Raw genomic sequence first — 23,797 nt, 5'->3', positions numbered from 1 at the left:
GGGAAGCCCAGCCAAGGCTCCGCGCCTGTGAGGGAACCGGTCATGTGAGTAGGGGCAGAAGGACGCCCAGGAGGGCGACGAACAGCATCATGACGCTGAAGGCCACGAAACTCCCGCGGTTGATCGACTCTGAGACAGGGGCGCCTCCCCAGCGCGCGACGCCGAACGCGACACCCCCCATAAGACGTTGTTTCACTTGGTGAGTCGGCGGTGGTTGATGAGGCTGGTGGCGATGGCGGTGAAGGCCATGAAGTGTTCGGGCTTGCGTTCGTAGCGTCGGTGGAGGCGGCGGCATCCGCCGAGCCAGGACATGGTGCGCTCGACCACCCAGCGGTGTTGGCCCAGTCGTTGTGAGTTCTCGACGCCGCGGCGGGCGATGCGAGGAACGATGTTCCGCTCGCGGAGCCATCGCCGCAGGTAGGGATAGTCGTAACCCTTGTCGCCGTGGAGCTTTGCCGGTCGGCGACGCCGCGGTCCACGGGGGCTGCGGACCGGCGGGATCCCCATGACCAGGGGTTGCAGGGCCAGGCTGTCGTGGGTGTTGGCGGCCGAGATGGCGACAGAGACAGGCAGGCCGGCACGATCGACGACGAGATGGATTTTCGATCCCAACTTGCCGCGGTCGGTCGGATTCGGTCCGGTCAGCTGCCCCCTTTGAGGGCGCGGACACTGACGGAGTCAACGGCGAATCGAGACCAGTCCAATCCCCCCTGGGCACCGAGCTCGTCGAGGATGACGCGGTGCAGACGGGCCCAGACACGCTGCTGACTCCACCGCGCAAAACGTCGGTAGACGGTGGGCCAGGCCGGCCCGAACACCGGCGGTAACTGCCGCCAGGAGCACCCCGACGTGGCCACGAACACGATCGCGGTCAGACATTCGCGGTCCCCGGCCCGCCGACGGCCCCCGCCCTGCGGACGCACCACCACTGTCTCCGGCACCACCCGCCGAAACAACTCCCACAACTCATCCGAGACCAGATGCTCAGCAAGACTCGTCATACGAACACAACGACAACCCCCGCCAAAGGAAACGACGTCTAAGTGAGCGTTTGATACGCCTTTTGGGCGGTTCATAGAGATTTTCAGCGACCATGCGCAAGCGCCGAACCAAGCGATCCGCCGGAAATACGGCTTCTGCGGCAATCAGCAGACCAGTTATGCGCCGGGTTCCTTACCAAAGCTCCTGTCTCATTTAGAAACCTACCGGTTCACCCGAGATGGAGGACGCACGCCCCGGTGCACCCAACGCCCCCGCACACGCCCTGCTCAGCCCGGCCGCGACCGCATACCCAGACATCATGCAGCCCTCACGGCCCTACCCCAGCGACCTGTCCGACGCCCGCTGGGAACTCATCCGCCCCACCCTCGAAGCCTGGCGCCAGGCCCGCAACGGCATCCGCAAACCCACCCACGACCTGCGCGCCCTGATGAACGCCATCCTCTACGTCGACCGCACCGGCATCCCCTGGCGCTACCTGCCCCATGACTTCCCGCCCCACCAGACCGTCTACGGCTACTTCGCCCACTGGGAGACCGACGGCATCTTCGACCAGCTCACCGGGCTGTTACGCGGCAAAGTCCGCCAGGCCGAAGGCCGCACCAGCGAGCCCAGCGCCTGCCTGATCGACAGCCAGAGCGTCAAAACCTCCGCCACCGTCCCCCTGACCAGCCAAGGCATCGACCCCGCCAAGAAAATCATCGGACGCAAGCGGCACATCGTCACCGACACACTCGGCCTCCTGCTGGCCGTCGCCGTCACCGCCGCCAGCGTCCACGACTCCGCCGCCGGCACCCAGCTCCTGACCAAAATCCGCGAACGCCACCCCACCATCACCAAAGCCTGGGCCGACAACGGCTACAAGACCAAAGCCGTCGAACACGCCGCCCACCTCGGCATCGACCTCGAAATCGTCCAACGCGACCCCACCACCCGCGGCTTCCACGTCCAACCCCGCCGCTGGGTCATCGAACGCACCCTCGGCTGGCTCATGCACCACCGCCGCCTGGCCCGCGACTACGAAACCCACCCACACCGATCAGCAGCCATGATCCAACTCGCCGCCATCAACCTCATGACCCGCCGCCTCACCCACGAAGCCACCCACAACTGGCGCGACAGCTAAGCGAAACGAAACAGACATCAGAAAATCAAACGCTCACTAAGTAAGGCGAACAGCAGGCCTGTAGCCAGGGCGAGCATGAGGAGTACAAGGTCATGGATGCTCACTTGGCACGCCCCGGCTGTTCGTGGGTGCCGTTCACGTGCACAGGTCGCAGCGACGTACACAACTGCTTTTCGTGGACCCCCCGGTGGGAGGGACGAAAGGGCTGAGTGGGCATTTCCGCTCCATGGGTTAAGCCGGTTGGATAGGGTCCGATCACACCGGTGTCACGCATGGTTGCGGCAGGCCGCACCTGCACATTGCCGCAGGCCAGCGCAAGTTGCCTGGGCTGCAACACGAGGAGGTGAAGGTCGTGGGTGAGAGGCTCCCGCAGCGGCGCGGACTCGCTGAGCTCGACGAGAACCTCTCCATCGAGGTGCAGCGATGCGCACAGCGCCTGCGCGAGCTGCACGAACGAATGGACCTGCCCTCGTACGAGGTGGCGGAACGGCTGAGTGACGAGGGCATGCGCGTGGACAAGACGCGCCTGTCGAAGTTCCTAAACGGGCGCGAGGTCCCCCGTCATGCGCTGGCGGCACGGTTTCATCGGGTCCTGGCCGAAGAAGAGGGCACCGAGGTCGACCCGCAGGAAGTGTCGTTGACGCGCACACTGATGTATGAAGCAGCCCGCGCGAGCGGAGCCGCGCTGAAAGCGCGGGAACACAAACTTGCTGAGGCAGCCGAAGCGATCGAGCAGGAACGGCAACGCACGGCCCAACAGCTGACCTCTCTCAACAGCGAACTGGAGGCCGAACGTCGGCTGCGGCAAGAGGCCGAGGAAGAACTCAAGGATCTGTCGTCCCGGACCGAAGAGCAGATCGCCGCCCTCCAGGCGCAGCGCGATGCCGCGCAGCGGCGCATCGACGAGCTCCAGGACCAGGTCGCACAGGCCGAAGCGCTCCTGCGCCTGCAACGCAGCGAGGCGGCCATGATGACGCGGGCAGCAGCCGAAACGGCAGCGGAGCTCGCCCGGTGGGAGCAGGCGCCTCCGCGCGCCGCTGCGATGAACGTAATCGCAGAACGCTTCGTCGAGCAGGTGGCTCAGTGGCGGGACCAGGACGAGGACCAGACGGCAGAAGCAGCGATCGAGCACCTGAGCCAGACCGAACCGCTCACCACAGCACGAGCAATCTGGAACCAGTTCCACAGCTCCCAGCGGATGTTTGACCAGCAGCGCATGATGACGGCGATTGCGCGCTTCGCGGACCCTCTGGAGCTCTACCGTTCTGTAGGGATGATCTCCTCCGGCAAGATCCACAGCAGCGACTGGACCGGAAATCTGATTGCCGCGCTCGCAGACCACGCCCCTCCCGAGACCGTGCGACGCTTCCACAAGGCCGCTCGCGAACGTCACAACACCAAGCTCGTGGCGACGCTGAATCGGCAGCTCGTCAAACGGCAGTCACGGGCCGCCCGAAAGGCCCTCATCAAGGGCTCCCCCGCCCTTCGCGAGGAGCTGAAGACCTGGCGGCGAGAAGAGGCCAAGGAACGCGCTTCAGACATCGCGTCTGCACTTCTGACGCCCTTTATCCTGCCGATCTTGAAATATCTCGACCGCCGTGAACGTCGGCAGCGGGAAAAACAGGACGCCGCAGCACAGGCGCATGAGCAAACATGACGAACATCTGAACTACCGCCCTGGTCGCCCAAACCATAGGGGACGGACCGCATCGCCTGGCTGGCCTTGAGGGGCGGGAAACTGCGTCCTTTGACCTCGCCGGCGAGGCCACCCAGGTCGCGAACCGGCTGCACGGGCTGCTGACGCAGATCCATCCGTCGCTGGAACGGGTGTTGCGGCCGCGGTTGCAGCACCCGTCCGTTCTCACGCTGCTGGAACGGTTCGGGTCACCGGCCCAGATACGCAAGGCGGGCCGTCGGCGGCTGGTCACGCTGCTGCGGCCGAAGGCGCCGAGGATGGCGGAGCGGCTGGTCAAGGAGATATTCACCGCGCTGGACGAACAGACCGTCACGGTCCCGGGGGACCAAGGCGGCCGCGTTGATCGTCCCGAGCCTGGCCGGCTCGCTGACGGTCATCCTCACGCCGTGCCACCAGGACGGCTGCTCTACGATCCGGCCGAACAACAGATACGCCTCTCGGAGCGTCCAGCCCGTCTGAGCTGTACGTGGACGAAGCCAAGGGGCGCGGCCTTCACCGTCTCTCACAGATCCTGTCCATGCTGATCCGTACCGTAAGACCGTGGTTTCCAGGATGGAGGCGACAGCGCCGGTACTCAGTAACCAGCGGGTGGCGAGTGCGACGTCGTTGGGCGCGGGGCGCCCGGCGCGCAGGTGCAGGATGCGGATGGCGGCGCGGAGTGTTCGGTAGCTGGCATGGGAGGTTCGTCGGGATCCACTGCCGGGCCGCGGTCTTTCTCGCTGAGCTTTTCAGACTCCCGGAGACTTCGCAGGACGTCCGGGTCGGCACCACAGGCTCGGGCGAATTTCGCCCTCGCCCTCCTACTTGTCATGGACCCTGTCCGGCGTCGGCCCGCCTGGAGGCGATGACACTCGGGCACCGTGCCGGCCACGGCTGGAGTCAGACGTTCCTCAACACCCGCTTCGGGGAACGGATCGAAGCCGCGGACGGCGGCAGCGCCCACACCACCCGCACGGGGCCGCCGCCGGACAAGGCTCGGGGGAGGGCTGGACCACTTGCATCCCGGCTTCGTGCGGAACTGGGCCGCCGACCACCTGGTCATCGGCGCGCCCGGCTGCGGCTCCTGGGCCACCGCTCGCCCGGACGACACCGGGACCTGCATCCTGCACGGCGACAAGGCCGCGCTGACATCACCTCGCGAACGGGCCAAGTACACTGCGCGGTCCGCCCTCATAGGGGTCCTCACGCGTACGTCCAAGCCGAACGACACGTCGTTCGCCCCGCTCAGGTCAGCTGCTCGCCTCCCTCGGCTTCGGCCAGAGCGCGCCGCTCATCCATCGCGAAGCCCAGCCGCTCCGCCTGGACCTGGACATCGGTCCACAGGGACAGCGTCGTGAGCGAAGTCCACGGTTCAGTCCGTTCTGGGTCATCGAGCAGCACCGTCTCGGTGTAGCCGTCAAACCACGCCTCTCCGCGGGCCCGGCCGTCCGCCCAGGCCCGGTCCTTGAACCACAACCTCTTGATGGTCGACTCCAGCAGCCGTGCGTGGAGTCCCACCTGGAAAGTAAGAGTTTGTGCGACCTCCCAGCCATTGTTGATGTGGCTCTCAAGGCGCTTGTTGTGCGGGGCGTCCTCACAGATGCCGATCTTTACTATCTCCGGATCCGAGCGATGAAGGAGGTAGATTAGGCCCGGCGCGTCGTCCTTGAAGCCGGTGAGCTTGCACTTTTGGGAGTTGCAGGCGCCCTGGCCCCGGTAGAGGTTGCCCAGTCGGGCCTCTACCTCGGCCCCGCACTCGATGCACGTCCCCGGCCAAGGGGTATTCGTGCTCTTGAATGTGTGCAGATCATCGGGAAGAAAACGGTAGGAGAGGGCGCGGTCCCATGCCTGCTGCGGGGTCAGCGGAGTGTTGGGCGCGCAGTGTATGCACGCTCCTTGACCGTTTCGGACATCGTTCAGACGAGGGGTCACATCCTTGTGACACCGGCGGCATTCGCCGAGCCACGGTATGTCGACGCCAGGGTAGGGCACCTTGGGCTCGACCAGCCCCGAGTCCACCATCATCTTGAAGGCATCATCGGGGTGGATCTCCTTCTTGGAGCAGAAACGGCAGGCCATGCCGCCGGCCCGAACCACCTTCATGAGTACCTTGATCGGATTACCCTCGCGTGGGCAACCGACGTTGAGGCAACGACATGCCCATCCCTTGGAGTTCTTCTCGTACGGCTCCAGCGGCTCGATGTTGGCGGCTACGACGCTCTTCGCCAGCTCGTCCTCATCGAGCCTGAACTTCTTTGCACGCTCCTTGTCAGCACACGGGCGACACCCCCGGGGTGCATCCCCGTGTCGCTTGGCCTTCGTGGAAATGCTGTCGTACGTCGGGTCAATGTCCCCCTGGCACCTCATGCACGTACTCTCCCAGGGCGTCTTGTTCGAGGTAAACGGCACCTTCGAGTCGCACCCGTTCCGAAGCATGAGCTGCCGCGCATCTTCCGGGTCAGTCGCACGTCCTGATACCAACTTGTCCATCCCTCAGTCAGGTTGCAGGCCACGCTCGCCCCGCAATGACTCTACGGGCGACCACCGACAGAGACCGGGCGCTGCGACCCTTCCCGTCCGTCTGTTGGCGTCCGTGGCGCCACCCAGGCGGATCCGGAAAGACAGGAGCGCAGCGACCGCACCCTGGCGCGCCTGCGATCCCAACGCCGCAACGGACGGACCACATCGAACGCAGGCACGTGCCCGACGACACCCAGCAGGCGATCCCAGCCGTCCCGAGTCCGGCGACCGGAGGTGGACCACACGAGCACCACATGCACCTGCTCGGGCGGTACTACCGCCAAGTGGAAGCAGGCCGCAAGACGATCGAAGCGAGGGTGGCTACCCCTCATAAATGCGCCGTCACAGTCGGTGACACGGTCGTCTTCCGCGACCGGGACACCGGGCCAGAACCCGACGTCATCGTGAAGCGGGTCGCCGCGTACCACTCCTTCGAGGATCTGCTCAGCTCGGAGGACACGTGCGTATCGGACGGGCCGCATGGAGAGCTACCCGCCAACCTCCGCAGCATCTACCCGCTCCCTGTGCAGGGGCCTCCAACCGCACAAGCAGCGACGGATGAAGTGTGGGGTAGTCAGGCCGGGCGGGTTGGCCTGCGGTGCTGGCCTCTTCAGTCTCCGTTGCGGTTCCGTCGCCGGCGTGCGGACTCGAGTTCTCTTTGCAGCTTGCTCAGCAGAGTCGGGTCCAGGTCGAAGTCATAGGACTCGAGCCCGAGCACATCAAGATCGCGGCGGAGGAAGGTGCCCAGGAGGTTGCGCCAGGCATAAAGGTCCTCGGGCTCAGGCCCCCCTGTCGCTGCCCAATTGCGACAGCATTCACGAAGGCCGAGCAGAGCACCTCGGGTGGTGGCGTCGGCGCATAGACCGCCGGCGGAGTAGAGCCAGTTGTTGAGCTGCTGGGCCACCTCGCCGGCGACTTGGGGGGTGACCGCGTCCGGGCTGGCGTGTGACAGCGGCGCGAGGCCTCTGTGCGCCTCGGGGTAGGTCGCCATTCGTGATTTATGGAGTTCGAGTGACCATGCGACCTTGAGATCGGTCAGCCACCTTCGGTGCTCCCTGCGGATCTGTGTCAGGGACAGGAGGGCGCTTCCACCTCCAACGAGCAGGGCTACGAGACCTGATATCAGTGCCGTCGTGATCTGCTCCATGCGATTCACCTCGTGCGGGTTTGCGTGATGGCGCTGTCGAAGAGCGGCGTTGCCTAATCCTCGTCCAGCGTCGTTTCCAAGTCAGAAGATCTCGCTTCTCTGCACGGAGTCAACCCACACGATCAAGGTGGTCCGGCGGGCGGGGAGGCGCGCGCGAGTCGGCGGCATCAGCTCGCTCGGTTCAGACGAAGGCCTTTGTTGGGCTGGGCAGCCTGGGCACTGGGCGTGGAAGATCGCGCCGTGACCATCACCGGGCGTGCTGTAGAGGTCGAAGGAGCAGGCGCAGAGGACCGACCCGCACCGCCCGCGTTTGGAATCCGGTCAGCGTCTGAAGTTCTCTGCCCTGATTGGGCAGTTGAAGGGAGCCGGGATCTGCCCGGGCCCGGGGCAGGCTCACGGACGTCGAGCAAGCGGAGCGAGCAGACCGTCGCCGGGCCACAGGTCCTGGTCAGCCACGAGGCTGGCGAGGAGCGTGCCCACTTCGGCCAGCGCGGCGGCCCGTTCTTCGGGGCCGTAGTCGATGAACTCGTCAGTTGCGGCGTCGAAGGCGCGCACGTGGCTGACCGGACTGGTGCAGACGAGGGCGCGCGCGATCTCGGGCAGGCCGAGGCTGAGGGCATCGCAGTCGCCGGAGTGGACGAGCTGTACCAGGTCGGTGGTTACGCGCTCCCAGTCGCCGACGGCCGGCCAGTCGACGCCGCCGCCCAGTTCGTGGGTGAGGGTCGACAGGGGAACGATCTCGTCCAGCTGCCGTCCTCGGGTAAGGAGGTCGTGGATCCGGACACCGTCGGGCTGGCACACCTGCGGGTGGAGCAGAGAGCCGGCGGCGACGACGGTGGTGTTGATCTCCTGGGTTCCGGGGCCGGGGTAGTACGGCGCGTGCGCGAAGAGCAGGTACACGTTCTGCTTGCGGGCGGGGCTGGGGTCGGGCTGGGGCATGAGGAGGGTTCCTTCCAAGGGTGGTGCGCCGGGAACGCGGTGAGGTGCTGGGGGTGGCGTCGACCGAGTGCCCGGTGGGTACGGGCCCAGCTGCGGCCCGGGCTCACGGGTCAGGTCGGTGTTGGCCGTTCCGTGCTTGGATGCCGGGCGCATCTGGGCCACTTGGTGGGCGAGTTGGAGCATCAGCCGCTCGTAGGCGATGCGGCGGTCCGGGGCGGAGCGGGTGTCCTGGGCCTGGAGGAGGCCGGCGGCATCCCAGAGCAGGTTGTGGCCGAGTTCGGCCGAACGGCGCAGTTCGTAGCGGTCGCTGCCGACGGCGGCCTGGACGAGCGAGGTGTGCAGGGCGGCGAGGCGCTGCAGGTAGCGGCAGGCATCGTCGCCTTCGACGATGTGGACGTGTTCGCGGGCCCAGATGTCCAGTCGGTCGGGCAGGTGTTCGGCGAGCAGCGGGGCGAGGAGCATCGCCGGCAGGGCGACGTCGACGGGGAATGCGTGGCTCATGGCGACCAGGCCGGCGACCAGGCTGACGAGCGCGGCGACCGCGGCGGAGAACCGCAGGGGCCCGGGGACGCTGTTCAGGGTGATGCGCTGGGCGGGGCGCCTGGTCAGCCAGCGCAGGGCTAGGCGCTGAGTACGGGTGGCGGTTGGAGTGAGGACCGCGATCCGGTGGGGGAGCTCGGGCGGGCTGCCGTCGCTGGGGACGGTCCAGGCGAGCCAGCCCCAGGGGGTGCGTTCGTGGACGAGCACGAGTTCGCAGGCGGCCGAGCAGGTGTGGTCGCGGACGTGGCCGGTCCGCAGGGCGCGGGAGCGTTCTCTTTCCCACCGTCCCGGGTCGCGGGTGAAGGGGCGCTCGTGGTGCGCGGCCGCTGCCTGGGGTGGTGTGTGGAGCGTGGCTGTCACGGGCTGAGTCCTTCTGGTTGGGCGGTGAGGGCGGAGGCGCACGTGGTGCAGCGGCCGTCGCCGTCGGGGTGGGCGCGCCGGGGTGTGGGGCCGGGGCAGGTGCGGCAGAGCGGCCAGCCGAGGCAGGCCGGGCAGAGGTCTTCGCCGGGGGCGGTTCCGGGAACGCCGCAGCCGGCGCATTCGGTCAGGGCCCGGTAGGTCAGGGCCTCGCTCACTGTGCGCGCGGCCGCGGAGCCGGTCGTCGGCTGCGGCGGCGGGTCGTCCCACACGGGCTGGTCGTGGTGGTCGGCCGCGCGGGTGGGCGGCGGGTAGGCCTGGGCGGCGCGCAGGCGGGCGGCGATGATCGCGCCGACCGAGGTTCGCACCGGATGGGGCAGGGGCCGGGCAGCGATGACGTGCCGCAGCTGCTCGCGGCTCCAGCCGGATTCGAGCATCACGGTCACGACGCGGCCTTGGTCGGTCAGCGCCTGCCCGGTCAGCAGCAGCTCGGGGCGAGCCGCCCCGAGGTCGAGCAGCAGCAGGATGCCCGGGTGCATCTCATCCGCCGCGGGCGCGGCCGGCGGCGACGGCAGCGGGTCCGGCCGGTCCGTCCGTCCGGGTGCTCGCGACGCGTCGCCACGGCACGGACGGAGGGGGCTGGTCTTCTGCTGAGTGGTCTTCTTTCTGTTGGTGTTCTTAGTGGACCGATCAGCCAACGTAGGGTCATCCACTGGTGGAAAACCCGACTCTGGTTGTGACCTGCTGCTTTGCAGAGCGGGCAGGTCGGTGATGAAGTACGCGGCCGCGCCGAGGGTGCCGTCTGGGCCGCGCTCGCGTTCCCGGACCAGGAAGCCGTGCTTCTCCAGCTCCTTCAGCCCGCTCTTGACGGCTGAGTCTCCGTCGCGTCCACGGCGGGCGATGTCGGCAACCGTCATCCGCCAGCCGTCCCGGTGCGTGGAGAGCAGTCCGAACAGGCCCTTGGCCTTGAAGGACAACCGGGTGTCGCGGAAGAGCCCGTTGGCGATCTGGGTGAACTGATCGGCCGCCATAACGCCCCGCCGGATCCCCGCCGGGAGGCCGCCGGCGTGCTCGGCCTCGGGAGCCGTGACCTCCAAGTCGGCTTCGATCAGTGCGATGTCCAAGGCGGCCGGCCGGTCCGTGATGCAGTAGACGACTTCGCCCAGGGTGCCGTCCGGGCGGCGCAGGCGTTCACGGATCAGGTAGCCGTGTGCCTCGAGCTCCTTCAGGCCGGTGCGTACCGCTTCGCGTCCGTCCGGGCCAAGTCGGACGAGGTCGGTGACCGTCACCTGCCAGCCGCTCCTGTGCGTAGAGACGTACCCGAAGATCCCCTTGGCTTTGAACGACAGCCCGGAGTCACGGAACAGCGCGTTGGCGATCTGGGTGAACTGATCGCCCGCCATGACACCCCGGCGGATCCCCACCCCGAAGCGGCTCACCGCCGTGCCCCTGACGCACGCCGCGCGCAGTGGACACGGCGGCACACCAGCCCCGCCGCGGTGGGGCGGCCGGGGGTCCTGGGCGTGGAGGCGTGCGTGTGTTCCATGGCGTCAGCTCACCGGCCGACCCCGACCAGGCTGACGGCCACGAGCCCCGACCATCGGTCACGATCCGGCAACGGAGCCGTCTAGCTGCCGTGGTCGGGCTCATGGTCGGGCCGACCACGAGCCTTCAGCCCGGGCGCTCAGTGATTGCGCAGCCGACTACGCAGGCTCGGACGGGCGTTGCGCAATCGGGCTGCGCAACTGGTCGAGGATCCTGCGCAGTCGAGTTGTGCCGGGCTGGCTGCGCAGTCCGCCCGGACTTCCTGGTCTTCTCTTGCGCAGGTCCGTCTGGCGCACTGCGCAGGCGTCTGTCGCGGCCCGGCCGACTTCCATCTGCGCATCGATGTCGGGGTCCAGCGGCCGGGCGGCACGTGATCGCACGGCGGTGGCCGGTCCGGGCAATGCGCCCCGGACACGATGGCCTGCCGCCGGCTCGCGGCTGACCCGTGGTCGGGGTCATGGTCGGGCCGACCATGACCCCGACCACGGACTTCGTGTCCCCATCGTGACCTTGGTCGGGGGTTCGTGGTCGGTGGTCGGGTCGGGGTCGACGGGTTTTCTCGAGGTCAGAAACATCCGTGCTGACCTGGGAGTTTGACCATGTCCCCTGGCAAGCAGACCTCACAGAGCGAGGCGGCTGCTCCGATGGCGGCCGGTGCCCGCCTGGAGGCGATGCGCCGCCGCGTACGCTTCTCGCGTCTGGCGGTCTGGACCGTCATCGCAGCCGGCCCGATCGCCCTGTGCATCGCCGTCGCCTCCACCCCGACCACGGTCGAGGCGGCCACCCCGGCCAAGCCCGCCGCCGTGCGCACTGCGGCGGTCGCCGCCGACCCGGGCGGCTATGCGCAGCTGTTCGTCAGCGCGTGGTTGCGCAGCAGCGCAGACGCCGCGACGACTGCGCAGGCGCGGCTTGCGCAGTCGCTCGCGCCCGACGTCGAACTGCCGGACCCGGCCGCGGGTGTGCAGTCGAAGCCGCAGTCCGTGACGGCGGTGCTCAGTGCGCAGCGCACCGGCGGCACGTGGTCGGTGACGGTGGCTGCGCAGTACGCCGATGGACGGTTGCGCTACTACGCCGTGCCGGTTGCTGCTGGCGGCGCGGGCGCCTCGTTCGCGGTGACCGGTGCGCCCGGCGTGGTGGCCGGTCCTGCCCGGGCCGAGGTGGCGAAGTCGTCGTACGGCGTGACTGTCCCTGAGGGTGATTTGTCGTCCGCGGTCGGGGAGTTCTTCGCCGCGTACCTGACCGGTTCTGGGGAGGTGAGCCGCTACCTGGCTCCCGGTGTGAGGCTGTCGGCTGTCTCTCCCGCCCCGTACCAGGCGGTCTCCGTCGAGCAGGTGTCCGCTGTCGAGGAGGCCGCGGCCGCCGGGCAGGTGCCGGCCGACGGCACGAAGGTGCGTGCCCTGGTCCAGGTGGAGGCTCGGGACGCCGACGGCCGGTGGCCGCTGGCGTACGAGCTGGCTCTCGAGGCCCGCTCGGGCCGGTGGGAAGTCGCGGCTCTGGAGTCCGGGACCGCTCAGGTGGGCGGTGCGCAGTGAACACGGTGCACAGCCTGATGCTCGCCGGGCAGCTGGACGACCTCGGCAACTCGTGGATCACTATGTTCAAGAACTGGGCGGCCAAGGGCCTGCAGGCCGGTCTGCTCGTCCTCGTCGTCGTCACCATGATCCAGAAGTTCTCGTTGAAGGCGGGGATCGGCGCCCTGCTGCTGATGGTGATCGCGCTCGGTCTGTACAACTCGCGCAACGACCTGGCGAACATGTTCACCGACGAGGTGAAGAACCCGTCCAAGGGCGCGCCCGCCGCTCCGGGGGTTGTCCGGTCCGAACTCCCGGCCTCTCGTGACCACTCGCCGGGCGTCGGGGGCCGGCTGTGAGCGCGGCCGCCGCGGCACGGGTGGGCCGCTTCTACACCTCAGCCCGCCGTCACCCGTGGGTGCTGGGCAAGGTTGCCGACTGGAAGATCCCGCTCGGCCCGTACACCCCCGCGCAGATCGCGGTCGCCGTCGTCGGCGGTTTTCTGCTCATCAAGACCATTGCGTGGTGGTCGTGGATGGGGCCGGTTCCGCTCGTGGCCTGGCTGCTGACGATCTGGGCCGTGCGGCGGCCGAAGATCCGGGGGCGTGCCCCGATGCAGGCGGCGTTGGGTTGGGTGCTGCTTACCTGGCAGCCCCGCGGAGGGCGGATCGGCGGGCGGGCCGCCCGCGACCGCGGGTCCCGTCCCTTGCTCGGCGGTTTCACGATCGAGGATGCGCCCGCGCTCGCCGCGGCGGCCGCTCCGACTCGTCCGGGTTTGCAGCGTGCCTCCCGGGCAGCGCGCCCGGACCCGGTAGCCGGTCGCTCGTCCACGCGCCAGCCCGCGGAGCCAGCGGCTCCCGCAGCGCCGGCGCGTCCGGTGTCGGGTGTGCAGCAGCTGCTCGCCCTCGCCGGGCAGGGCGGAGGTGCACGGTGAGGGTTCCGATCCGGCACATCGCCGGGCACCTGGTGTGGTCGACGCAGGGCAGCGTGTGGGCCCTCTATCGTCTTCACCCCGGCCCGGACGCGCAGGGACGGGTGGAGGAGACCGTTCAGGGCACGTACGTTCCCGCTGCCGTCCGTGACGAACAGCTCGCCAAGATCACACATTTGGTGCGGTCGTTGCCCGGGGCGCCGCGCCTGTTCGGGCTGTGCGCGCAGGTCGACCCGGGCGAGGTCGCCCTGCGCATGATCGAGGGCATCGCGCCGGCCGACCAGGTACCCGATGCGGGCCGGCGCCCGTGGGTGGAGAACGTCGAGGCCACCCTGGACCTGCTGGACGACCAGGAGATGCACCGGCGCACCCTGTGGCTGGCGGTGCCGCTGCGGACCGAGAGCGCCGGCATGCAGGTGTCGGCGTCCCTCGGCGCGGCGTGGGCCGAGCTGTCCCCGATGCTGGGCATGCGTCCGGCGCTGGTGGCCCGGCGCGAGGTGAGCGCCTACCGCGAGCAGGCTTCCCGGGTGGAGGCAGCGCTCGCCGGCGGCATAGCTTTCCGCCCCGCCCGCCCGGCGGAGATCGTGTGGATGATCGAGCACGCCCTCCACCGCGGTCTCGCGGAGCCGCTGCTGGCCGAGGCCGAGAGCAGCGAACTGTACGGCGGGCGCATCCGGGACGGGGTGCTGCGCTCCCCCAGCTACGCCGACCTCGGGCAGGTTCGCCTGCAGGAAGGCGGTATCGACCCCGAGCTCGACGACGTCGACGAGCTCAAGAGCGCGGGACAGCTCACGCGGTCGGGACGCAAGGCCTGGTGGCGGCTGAACACCGGCTCGCCGCTCGGGCGGCGCTGGCTGCAGGTCGAGACGGACATCGGGGTGGGCTACCAGGCGCAGTTGGCGCTGGCCGAGTGCCCGCCCGCCGTCGGCCAGGACGCCGCTGATCTGTTCGCCCAGCTGGAGCTGCTGGACTTCCCCGTCGACTACACCGTCGACCTCACCCTTGTGCCCGCGGAGAAGGCCCGCGGCCAGGTCCGGCGCAAGAAGAACGAGCTGATCGACCAAGCGGACCAGTATGACGCCCGCCCCACCGGCATGCCCGCCTCGCTCACCGAGGCAGCCCGGGACCTCGGCGAGCTGGACGCCCGTCTCTCCCGCACCAGCGTGGAGGTCGAGGTCCAGTCCGTAACCGTGCTGACGGTGTGGGGGCCGACCGCTTCCGTCTGCGACGCCCGGGCTCGCGCCCTGGTTGCGCTGCTCGGCGGCGCCGACTACCGCGCTGTGCGCCCGGCTGGCCTGCAGGAGGCCCTCTTCACTCTGGGCCTGCCCGGCACGGTGCGGCCCGGTGTGGTGCGGGAGTTCACCCAGCATCAGGTCGGCGAGGATTGGGCGCTTTCCGGGGCCTTCACCGCCGCGGAGGTCGGCGACCCGAACGGCATGTTCCTCGGCATCGACCTGGACTGCGGCACCACCCGACCCGTGATGATCAACGTGGCGGATGCGCCCAGGGTGGACGCCTCTGCCTCGATGGGCATCGTCGGCGATCTCGGCGCTGGGAAGAGCGTGCTGCAGAAGCTGATCGCCGAGGCTGTGTGGGCACGTGGCGGATGCGCGATCTGCATCGACCGCACCCCCGTGCGCGAGTGGGCCACCTTCGCCCGAACCGCCGCGAAGGGCCGCGTCCAGATCATCGACGCCGCGCAGGCCGAGGTGTCCATCGACCCCCTGCGGATGTTCACCGGGCCTGAGGGACGGCACTACGCCCTGTCCTACCTGACCCTGCAGCTCGGCATCGGCCCGATGAGCACCAGCGGCGAGGTCCTGCACCACGCAGTGGAGCAGGCCGCCGCTGGCTCGGAGCCGTCCATGCACCGCGTCCTTGGGGTCCTCGAAGAGATGGCCACGAGCGAGGCGGGCAAGCGGCAGGACGCGGCGGCCACCCTCGCCGGCCTCATCCGCGTCGTCGCCACTAACTCCCTGGCTGCGATGGTTTTCGACCCTTCGCTGCCGCCGGTACGGCTGGACGCCTCCAGCAACTCCGACATGATCGTGATCACCACGACCGGTCTGAAACTGCCGCCGAAGGCCGCGTTCGCCAATCCGGAGGTTCTGCACCAGCAGCCGCTGGAGGCGCTGATCGGGCGCGCGGTGCTCTATCTGATTGCCGCGATCGCCCGCCAGACCGCGTTCGAGGACCCGGAGCGGTTCACCGCCGTGGTCCTGGACGAGTTGTACTGGCTCACCTCGTCCGCGGAGGGCACCGCCCTGGTCCACGAGATCCTCCACGACGGCCGTAAACACGGCGCCGGCCTGCTCGGCGCATCCCACGAAGCCGAGGAACTCGGCCCCGACCGCGGCCTGATGGCCTACCGGGCGCTCGCCCGGACCGCGGATCGCGAACGTGCCCGCCGCGGCCTGGAGTTCGTCGGCCTCGACCCAGGCGACCCGGAGCTGCTGCGGCTGGTGACCACCGGCCTGTCCCCCGTCGGCCAGAAGGGCCGGGAGGGCGAGTTCCTGCTGACCTGCCCGCGGCAGAACACCGGCCGCATCAAGGTCTCCATCCCCCGCATCCCACGCATCACCACCTCCATCACCACCACGCCAGGACGCCGCATGAGCGCCGCACCGCGCTCCGCACCCGCTGTGGGTGAGGCCGTGGACGCCCGTCCGAAGGAGCACGTCCGATGACCACTTCGTCCTGGGACCGTTCCCGGCGCATCGCCGCGGTCGTGAGCGTCCTCACTGTGATCGCCGTCATCGCCGGCGCGGTCATCCTTGCCCTCGGGGTCGGCCTGCCGGACGCCTGGTGGCCGCACACCGGGCAGGCGTTCGCCGCCGATGCCCGCCCCGCGCACCACGATCCCTGCGCCTTGATCGTCGGGCCGGCCAAGGCGTACTGCGAGCGCGGGGCCACCACCGCCGCCGGTCAGCAGGACACTGCCGGTGCTGCGTGGAGGCTGGTGGCCGCCGGTGCCGGTGTGGCTGCCCTGGTGGTGTGGCGGCTGCGGTCCGCTGCTGGGCAAAGGCGGCGCTGAAGTGTTCCGTCCAGACCGCGTGACTCTGCGTTCGGCTGGCTTCGTGGTGGTGCTCACCGGCGTGTTCCTTCTGGTGAACAGCCAGGTCGTGTACGCGGCCAGCAGCAGCAACAGCGAGACCGGAGACCTGCTTGCCCCGCTGAACATCACCTCGTCCGAGGGTGTGCCGATCGACGGGTACGACCTGAACTCCGAGGGCGGGTCCATCGTCGCTTTCAAGACGCAGGCCCTCTCTTTCGCCCTGTCCGGGGTGTTCACCCTGATCCGGCTGCTGGTCGGGCTGGCGGGGTGGGCGATCGAGGTCGCGTTCAGGTTCCCGCTGCTGAAGATCCTCACCCGCCCGGCGCAGAAGGTCGCAGACACCTACGACAACGTGGTCGTCGACACCCTGGGGTTGAAGGGGCTTTTGCTGGCCTGGGCGTTTGTCTTCGCCGGTTTCATGATCGTGCGCGGTCGCGTCGGCCGCGGTCTGGGCGAGATCTTCCTGACACTGCTCATCGGGGCGTTCGCCGCTTCGGCTCTGATCCGCCCCGACACGCTGCTCAGCCAAAACGGACCGCTGGGGCAGTCCCAGCAGGTGGCCGCGGAGGTCGCTCAGCAGAGCGTCAACTCCTATGACTGGGGCGGCAAGCTCGCCAGCTATGACCCATGCGCCGGCATGGCTGGAAACGCCGAGATCAAGTGTGAGGAGCGTGAGGGCGAAGGACCGGTCTCATCATCGGAAGTGGCCCGTCCCATCCAGGACAGCATCACCAATGCACTGATCGTCAAGCCGTACATGCTCCTGCAGTACGGACGCATCCTCGACCCGGCCCGGCCCGCCGACCGCAAGGCCTACGCCGTCCACCTGAAGTGGATCACCGGCGGATACAAGGTAGGCAACGCCAAGGTCACCGACGAGGGAAAGGAGGCGTGCAGCAAGATTCACGGCCCGGCCAAGCAGTACTGCGAGCGGGGCTACATCGAGGGCGTCACGAACGCTGACGCCAGTGGCGACGGGCTTCCGGCACTGACTCCCGGCGGTGAGCTGCTGGACACCACCAACGCGCTCGTCACCGACGAAGACCGCGAATTCAACGTGTTCCTCGCGGACATGAAACGGGCCGGCGAGGTCGGCAAGTCCTGCGCCGCCTACGCCGAGAAACCCACCTGGTGGCGAGTCGGCGGAGCTGGACTGCTGCTGATCGCCGCACTGTTCATCTGCGGCATGCTGCTCTCCTCGGCGATCGTGCTGCTCGGCACCCAGGGCATCTGCGCCGCCGCAGCGGCCGTCGGCGGCGTCACCTTCATCGCGGGCATGCTGCCCGGGCCTGCCCGCCAGTCGGTGTGGAAGTGGCTGTCGATCTGGGGCATCGCGGTCCTGGCCGTGGTCGGGATCTGCGCGTTCATCCCGTTCTTCGGCATCGCCATCGACGCGACCATCACCGACGGGCCGGACCTGGTGGTGGAGCGGATCCTGCTCATCGACGTCCTTGCCATCGCCGGCGCGGCCGGGCACCGCCGCCTGCTGACCGGCGTCACGTCCTTCGGCCGGCGCATGGCCATGCGCATGCGCTACGCGAAGGTCGGCGGCACCCACATGCCTGGCGACACTTCCGAGCTCGGCGCCGCGCTCGCCATGAACTCCCCCGCCGCAACGGGCGGATACGGCGGCGGACTGCGCATGTTCGCTGGCGGCGGGGGCGGCCGGTACGGAATGCTCGGCACCCGCCAACGGCTCATGGGCGCGCTCACCTCGTTGCTCGACGGCGCAGGCATGCCAGCAGACACTGGCGGAATCCTCGCCGATGCAACGGCCGAAGCCAGGCGGGGGCTGGCCCCACTGACCGCTGCCGCGGCCGTGGGCGGGCTGGGCGCACGATTCGGCGCGAAGGGCACGCACTGGCTACTCATCGGCCGCCGCCCGGACAGAGAGCAGTTGGCCAAGTGGCGCAAGCCCACCGCCGACGGCGACCCGGGCGGGATCGGGCCGTCGGACGGCGGGGACGGTGGTCCAGGCGGTACCGGGCCGCGGCGGCCCTCAGGACCGCCCGACCGGTACCGCAACGAGCAGGGGCAGGTCGTCGACCGCAACACCGGCCAGGTGCTGCACGACCAGAACAGCGACCGCACGCTGCTGTCGACCCGGGCCCACAACCGTCTGGTCCGCTTCCGCGGGTACCGCATCCTGAACCGCGGCGGACGGGCCGCCTACGGGGCGACAGTCGGCCTGCCGGCCAACGTCCGCCGGGCACGGTCAGGGGGCTCGCGCTACTCCCAGGACGCTCGCCAGCAAGTGCAGGTGTGGGGCAACACCGTCCGCGAGGACGGCCGTGCCTGGGGCGACACGGGGCGTCATGCGTCCCGGGCTATCCGGGAGAACAGCGGTGGCTCGGGTCCATTCGCCAGCCGCCGACTGCCGACCGCAGCTCCACCGGCTGCCACCCCCCGACCGGCACCCCGTCCGCGCCCTGCACCGTCGGGCCGTCCGGCCCCTGCCCCCGCACGGCCCATTCCGTCTGCGGGCGGTCCCGCCGCAACTCCGCCCCCGGTATCGCTCCCGCCCCGGAACGGCCCTGCGCCGCAGCCTCGGCCCGATCTGGGCAGGCCCGTTCGTCCCGAGAGCGGGAGTGCGCGCAACCCGCGCGACGAGGCGCGGGCCCGGATGCGGGAGCTGATGCGGCGAAACACACCCGACGACGACCGGCTCAACCGCCTGCGCCAGGTGCGGGACCGATGGGGGACCGAGGACGGTGAGGACGAGTGACCCGACCTGGACGCCGCGTCCGGCGGTGGGGATGTGTGGTGGCGTTGTTGATGTTCGCCGCCGTGTGCTGTGCCGCGCCGGTCGGGAACGCGATCAGCGCGTATGTCGCGCTGAAAACGGGTGCGCCAGAGGACGGCGGGATCGCCGAGGGCGGCAGCGCCGCGGACATCCCTGCTCGGATGCTGACGGCCTATAAGAAGGCCGTCCAGCAGGTCGGGAAGTACGTGCCCAAGTGCCAGGGCATGCGCTGGCCGGTCCTGGCCGGGATCGCCAAGGTCGAGTCCAACCACGCCATCGGCCGGAACATCACGAACAACGGCGACATCACCCCGAAGATCTACGGAGTGCTCCTCAACGGGTCCGGAGTCGGCGGGAACACCACCGTCTTCGCGGACACCGACAACGGGCGCTGGGACGGCACCGCGGCCGGGGAGCGCGCGGTCGGCCTCTTTCAATTCCTGCCCTCCACCTGGGAGTCGATCGGGGAGGACGGCAACGGGGACAAGACGGCGGATCCGCACAACGCCGACGACGCCGCGCTCGGCGCGTCCGTGTACCTGTGCGGCAACGGCCGTGACCTTTCCAAGCGCGCCCAGCTCAGGGCCGCGATCTGGCAGTACAACCACTCGGACGAATACGTAACCAACGTGCTCGGGTGGATCGACCAGTACACGGCGGCCGCCACGGACCCGGACCTGAAGAACGTCACGGGCAAGGTCCGCACCGTCATTGAGGCCGCGCTCTCCCAGCGCGGTGTCCCGTACTCCTGGGGCGGCGGCAACGCGAGCGGCAAGTCCTACGGCATCTGCTGCTCACCGAGCGGCAAGAGCGGCGCGGCGATCAAGGGTTTCGACTGCTCCGGGCTGACCCAGTACGCGTACGCGAGGGCCGGGATCAGCCTGCCGCGCGTCGCGGCCTCCCAGGCCGGTGTCGGTCAGCGCATCCCGGCCAGCCTCGGCACACTTGCGCTCAAGCCCGGTGACCTGGTCTTCTTCGCCACCGCTCCCAGCCGCGATTCCACCATCTACCACGTCGGGATCTACCTGGGCAGCGGACAGATGATCAACGCCCCCCGCCCGGGCGCCGTGGTGCGCCTGGACGCCGTCAACACGATGTCCGGCTACGCGGGGGGAGCACGGCTGCTGTGACCACCACCCCGCGCTCACCGCGTCTGCTGATGCTGAGCACCGTCATGCTCGCCGTCGCCGGCATCGCCTTGCTGGGCGTGCCGAACGGCCAGGAGCCCCCGGCCGCGGCAACGGCCTCGCACGCGACTGAGGACCCGTCGTCTGCGGCCGCTGTGCCTCCTGCCAGCAAGCCGGCCACCAGCACGGCTCCCTCCACGACGCCCACCGCATCGACACCACCGGTCCTCGAGTCCGCTCTGCCGCCGCACGGCGAGGGCGTCGCCGGCGACCGGGCTGTCCAGCAGAACCTGGAGGACGCCTGGCCCGCTGACCTTCCCACCGATGACGAGCGGGAGTTGCTCACCGCCGGCCGCGCGCTCCTGCGCGCGGACGCCACCGGAGTGGGCCGCGCGAAGTGGCCCACTGCCTTTCCCGACTCGGGCCAGGCGGTGGCCCCGGCGTTTGCCACCGCCCGTTTCCGCATCCAGGCCGCGATCGCCCGCCGCGACGGCAGCCCGGACAAGGCGGTGGTCCATCTGGTGTGGGCCGGCATGGACCGCGGCGGCACCTTCACCGACCTCCGCATCACCGACTGGTTCTTCACCCGCACGATCAAGAAGGGAACAGCGACGTGGACTCCGCAGCCCCGTACCTGACAGACCGGGCCAACGAGACAACTGCCAGTCAGGCAGTCGGGCTACTCAGCGCCCTCATCGACGCCGTCGACTGGATCTACGACCACTGGTATCTGCTCGCCCTGGCCATCGCCGTGTGCTGGAGCGTGGGCGCGACGCTCGTGCGTCGGCTCGCGGCGCGGGCATCGGCCGAGCGGATGGCCTTGGAGCTCGTCCCAAACCGGCATTTCGACCCGAGCCTGGAGGAAATTTTCCGGCGCGGTGTCCAGCTGGCCCGGGCGTCCACGGCCATGCCCTGGTGGGCGCCGCGCCGGGCGAAGACCGTTCAGATCCGTCTGCGCGCGGACGGCAGTACGCCGCTGCGCTACCGCGTCGAGGGCCCGGCGGGCGGTGAACGGCTGCTGTCCATCACCCCGTTCGGACCGGACATCACCGTCAAGAGAGCCCGGCCGATCGTCGACAAGCCACGGACGCACACCGTGCGAGCCGAATTCATCCTGCGCGGCAAGCTCATCGCTCCGCTGCGGGAGGTGCCACTCAACCCCGACCCGCTCCAGCCACTCGTCGATGCTGTGTCCGACCTTCGGGCCGAGCTCGGCGATCTCGCCGAGATACGGCTCGACATCCAGCGCGCTCCGAAGTGGGCCCTGAGAGCGCGCCGCCTGCAGCTGATGAGCGCCGCGCGCCGGGCCGAGCGCCGAGAGGCCCAGCGGGCCGCGCGCTGGCTGCGGCAGGACGCCAGCGGCATCGAGGACTCCTGGAGCGGGCAGTTGCAGCAACTCCTCGGTGACAAACCCGGCTCAGGTTCCGGGCGGCGGCTGGTGATGCCGCCGGTTCCCCGCCGGGTGGAGCCGGCCGAGGCGCTGGGCAAGCTCGCCGACGATGACCACCTGGTGAGGGTCCAGCTGCTCGTGATGTGCGCCTCGAACACAGAGGGCCGCGCGCAGGCAAGGCTCGCCCAGCTCCAGGCCGCGTTCGATGTGTTCGGCGGACGCTCCCGGTGGGCCATGCGCGGCTGGAGGCTGGGACCGGGGCGGGTCGGCGCTGACCATTGGCCCACCAAGGGTGGTTTCGAGCGCCGCTGGAATCTGGGGCACTGCCAGCCTCCGCGAGCGAACTGGGTCCGTCTGGAGGAGTTGTGCGGCCTGCTCAAACCGCCGACCACCAACTGCCGCCTGCCGGTACTCGCCGGGGACCTGCCGACCTTCGCATTCGGCAAGCCCGAGTTACTGCTACAGGGCATCTACCGGGGGCCGGGCGGCCGGGAACGGCTGGTCGCCACCTACGCCGAGGAGACTCTCTTCGAGGTCGGGGTCGGCAAGGCGGGCGGTGGCAAGACCGAGCGGGCCCTGGCGCAGGCAATCGGCTGGGCTCACGCGGGCGGAGGGCTGGTCTTCGTCGACCCTCACCGCGACTCCTGGCCGCGGGCCACCACGTTCCTCGCTCACGGTCACCTGATGCCGCGGATCGCACTGGTCGACCTCAACGGTCTCGGCCCCAACCCGCGCGTGAGTTCGTGGAATCCGCTCGGCATGCACCACGGACAGACGGCGTACGAGGTCGTCGAGGCGATCGCCGACGCCTACGCCTCCACACTGGGCTGGGACGACGCGACCGCCCCACGCGCGCTCACCATCCTCACCTCCGCGCTCACCGTCCTGGTCGCAGTGAACGAGGCGGCCTGCCAGACCGGCCGGCCGGAGGACCAGGCCACGATCTTCCACATAAGGGCCCTGCTTACCGACGCGGGGTTCCGCTCGGCCGCGCTCGCCTCGGTGGCGGGCCGGCTGAATGAGGAGACCCGCTCGTGGTGGAAAGTGGTGTTCCCGGCCCTGCCGCCCGACGCATTCGCCGTGGTCCTCAACCCGATCGCCCGTCTCGCCGCCAACCCGGTCACCCGCGCCTTCCTCGGCCAGCCGGCCGGCGTCTACAACATCCGGGCGGCGATGGACTCGAAGATGATCGTGTGGGTGTGCCCGGGCGGCAACGGGCCCACCGACCGCCTGCTGACCGCGCTGCTCGCCCGCGATCTGTTGCGGGCCGCGCGCTCCAGGCGTGACACACCGGAGGAGAAGCGGGTGCCGTTCCGCCCGTACTTCGACGAGCTGATCACCCTGACCGGCGCGGCCCCGGAGACGATCGCCGCGATGTTCGAGGATCTCCGCAAGTACCGGTGCCACGTCCACGGCATGACCCAGCTGCTCTCCCGCCTGCCCACCCCGGTGCGGCTGTCCTTGGTGCAGAACGCGTCCACGCTGGCCACGACCGCCGGGTCGAAGTCCGCTATTGCGCCGGTCACCGCCGAGTGGGGCGACAACCCGAGCCCGGACCGGGTCGCCACCATGGAGCGCTTCGAGCACTACGTCTCCATGAACGTGCGCGGCCGCCGCATCGGGCCCATCCAGCTACGCGGACCCCACCTCGACGACGTCTTCGCCGCCCAGGCTCGCCCGCAGCAGGTCCCCGCGCTGGAGCGGGCCGCGCAGGCGAACGCCCAAGCGCTCCCGCTGGACCAGCTCACTGACCACGCCGCGAAACAGCTCGGCCGGGTCTCCGCCTTCCTCGCCGCGCGCGCTCCTGCCGACGCCGCCGCTGTCCCCCTGTCGAAAGAGGAAAACGAATGGAACTGACCACCGCCCAGCCGAAGGCCGGACGCCAGCGGGCTTCACTTCCAGCCCTACTGAGCCAGCCCCTCAAGCTGCCGTTCGGCCGCCTTCTGGTACTCGGGTAGGAAGTCGTCGGGGCTACGTATGCCCGCTCTTCGAGAGCGCTTCGGAACCTGGACTGGACACTCAACGTCTCCCACACCATCCAGCCCTCGTCTCGTCCCGTTCATCACCCAGCGCGAGGTCGAGGACACAGCACCCGACAACCTGGTCCTCCTCCGCCGCCCAGACGGCCGACTCCATCGGCACTACCTCGACAAAGACTCCCGCGACCGAGATCCACGCGGAGTGCTGTGGGC

The 23,797-nt window shown here is 69.3% G+C and carries 16 protein-coding genes and 1 pseudogene; 12 read left to right on the top strand and 5 right to left on the bottom strand.

What is annotated here, in order from left to right:
* Positions 1-192: 192 nt before the first annotated feature.
* Positions 193-1,001 (bottom strand): IS5 family transposase gene (locus tag OHU34_RS45415; protein WP_142270025.1). Its coding sequence is split into 2 segments (ribosomal slippage): positions 193-651 and positions 654-1,001, totalling 807 coding nucleotides; the frame shifts between segments, so codons are not numbered across the junction.
* Positions 1,002-1,300: 299 nt separating this feature from the next.
* Here OHU34_RS45415 and OHU34_RS45410 point away from each other — a divergent pair.
* The 3 genes and pseudogenes from OHU34_RS45410 to OHU34_RS45400 form a co-directional block, all read left to right on the top strand.
* Positions 1,301-2,125: an IS5 family transposase gene (locus OHU34_RS45410; RefSeq protein ID WP_331733994.1), complete on the top strand. Its 825-nt coding sequence runs from the start codon at positions 1,301-1,303 to the stop codon at positions 2,123-2,125.
* Between the two features lie 352 nt (positions 2,126-2,477).
* Positions 2,478-3,782: a hypothetical protein gene (locus OHU34_RS45405; RefSeq protein ID WP_142270150.1), complete on the top strand. Its 1,305-nt coding sequence runs from the start codon at positions 2,478-2,480 to the stop codon at positions 3,780-3,782.
* Between the two features lie 92 nt (positions 3,783-3,874).
* Positions 3,875-4,199: pseudogene (locus tag OHU34_RS45400) on the top strand (IS110 family transposase); the annotation flags it as partial.
* An 846-nt stretch (positions 4,200-5,045) separates the two neighbouring features.
* Here the strand turns inward: OHU34_RS45400 and OHU34_RS45395 are convergent.
* The 4 genes from OHU34_RS45395 to OHU34_RS45380 form a co-directional block, all read right to left on the bottom strand.
* Entirely contained in the window at positions 5,046-6,290 is a 1,245-nt protein-coding gene (locus OHU34_RS45395; protein WP_405772749.1) for a hypothetical protein, read from the bottom strand.
* A gap of 640 nt (positions 6,291-6,930) precedes the next feature.
* Positions 6,931-7,467: a hypothetical protein gene (locus OHU34_RS45390; RefSeq protein ID WP_142270148.1), complete on the bottom strand. Its 537-nt coding sequence runs from the start codon at positions 7,465-7,467 to the stop codon at positions 6,931-6,933.
* A 393-nt stretch (positions 7,468-7,860) separates the two neighbouring features.
* Complete coding sequence (locus OHU34_RS45385) at positions 7,861-9,306, bottom strand: hypothetical protein (RefSeq protein WP_235034769.1); 1,446 nt, start codon at positions 9,304-9,306, stop codon at positions 7,861-7,863.
* Positions 9,303-10,742, bottom strand: a complete 1,440-nt coding sequence (locus tag OHU34_RS45380; RefSeq protein WP_142270147.1) for a hypothetical protein — start codon at positions 10,740-10,742, stop codon at positions 9,303-9,305. Before OHU34_RS45380 ends, OHU34_RS45385 begins: the two co-directional genes overlap by 4 nt.
* Before the next feature lie 705 nt (positions 10,743-11,447).
* On the opposite strand from OHU34_RS45380, the gene OHU34_RS45375 reads away from it, so the two are divergent.
* The 9 genes from OHU34_RS45375 to OHU34_RS45335 are packed head-to-tail and all read left to right on the top strand — an operon-like array spanning position 11,448 to position 23,462.
* The gene (locus OHU34_RS45375; protein ID WP_142270146.1) at positions 11,448-12,380 is read left to right on the top strand and encodes a conjugal transfer protein; all 933 of its coding nucleotides are present in this window, start codon (positions 11,448-11,450) and stop codon (positions 12,378-12,380) included.
* Entirely contained in the window at positions 12,377-12,718 is a 342-nt protein-coding gene (locus OHU34_RS45370; protein WP_142270145.1) for a hypothetical protein, read from the top strand. The genes OHU34_RS45375 and OHU34_RS45370 overlap by 4 nt, the downstream gene beginning before the upstream one ends.
* The gene (locus OHU34_RS45365; protein WP_331733758.1) at positions 12,715-13,293 is read left to right on the top strand and encodes a hypothetical protein; all 579 of its coding nucleotides are present in this window, start codon (positions 12,715-12,717) and stop codon (positions 13,291-13,293) included. The genes OHU34_RS45370 and OHU34_RS45365 overlap by 4 nt, the downstream gene beginning before the upstream one ends.
* Positions 13,290-15,977, top strand: a complete 2,688-nt coding sequence (locus OHU34_RS45360) for an ATP-binding protein (protein ID WP_331733757.1) — start codon at positions 13,290-13,292, stop codon at positions 15,975-15,977. The genes OHU34_RS45365 and OHU34_RS45360 overlap by 4 nt, the downstream gene beginning before the upstream one ends.
* On the top strand, positions 15,974-16,324 hold the full coding sequence (locus tag OHU34_RS45355) for a hypothetical protein (protein ID WP_327187942.1): 351 nt from the start codon (positions 15,974-15,976) through the stop codon (positions 16,322-16,324). The genes OHU34_RS45360 and OHU34_RS45355 overlap by 4 nt, the downstream gene beginning before the upstream one ends.
* Position 16,325: 1 nt before the next feature.
* Positions 16,326-19,070: a hypothetical protein gene (locus OHU34_RS45350; RefSeq protein WP_331733756.1), complete on the top strand. Its 2,745-nt coding sequence runs from the start codon at positions 16,326-16,328 to the stop codon at positions 19,068-19,070.
* Positions 19,071-19,108: 38 nt separating this feature from the next.
* Positions 19,109-20,218, top strand: a complete 1,110-nt coding sequence (locus OHU34_RS45345; protein WP_331733755.1) for a bifunctional lytic transglycosylase/C40 family peptidase — start codon at positions 19,109-19,111, stop codon at positions 20,216-20,218.
* Positions 20,215-20,853, top strand: a complete 639-nt coding sequence (locus OHU34_RS45340; RefSeq protein ID WP_331733754.1) for a hypothetical protein — start codon at positions 20,215-20,217, stop codon at positions 20,851-20,853. The genes OHU34_RS45345 and OHU34_RS45340 overlap by 4 nt, the downstream gene beginning before the upstream one ends.
* A complete protein-coding gene (locus OHU34_RS45335) occupies positions 20,829-23,462 on the top strand; it encodes an ATP/GTP-binding protein (RefSeq protein ID WP_331733753.1) in 2,634 nt (877 codons plus the stop codon). The genes OHU34_RS45340 and OHU34_RS45335 overlap by 25 nt, the downstream gene beginning before the upstream one ends.
* Positions 23,463-23,797 lie beyond the last annotated feature (335 nt).

The organism is Streptomyces sp. NBC_00080, assembly GCF_045041255.1.
In the GTDB taxonomy this organism is placed as follows: domain Bacteria; phylum Actinomycetota; class Actinomycetes; order Streptomycetales; family Streptomycetaceae; genus Streptomyces; species Streptomyces coriariae.
This window is presented reverse-complemented; position numbering and strand designations above follow the sequence as displayed.

Excerpts from the sequence above, each read along its gene's own strand:
- OHU34_RS45410 (WP_331733994.1), top strand. The coding sequence starts at position 1,301 with ATGCAGCCCTCACGGCCCTACCCCAGCGACCTGTCCGACGCCCGCTGG.
- OHU34_RS45395 (WP_405772749.1), bottom strand. The coding sequence starts at position 6,290 with ATGGACAAGTTGGTATCAGGACGTGCGACTGACCCGGAAGATGCGCGG.
- OHU34_RS45390 (WP_142270148.1), bottom strand. The coding sequence starts at position 7,467 with ATGGAGCAGATCACGACGGCACTGATATCAGGTCTCGTAGCCCTGCTC.
- OHU34_RS45375 (WP_142270146.1), top strand. The coding sequence starts at position 11,448 with ATGTCCCCTGGCAAGCAGACCTCACAGAGCGAGGCGGCTGCTCCGATG.
- OHU34_RS45355 (WP_327187942.1), top strand. The coding sequence starts at position 15,974 with ATGACCACTTCGTCCTGGGACCGTTCCCGGCGCATCGCCGCGGTCGTG.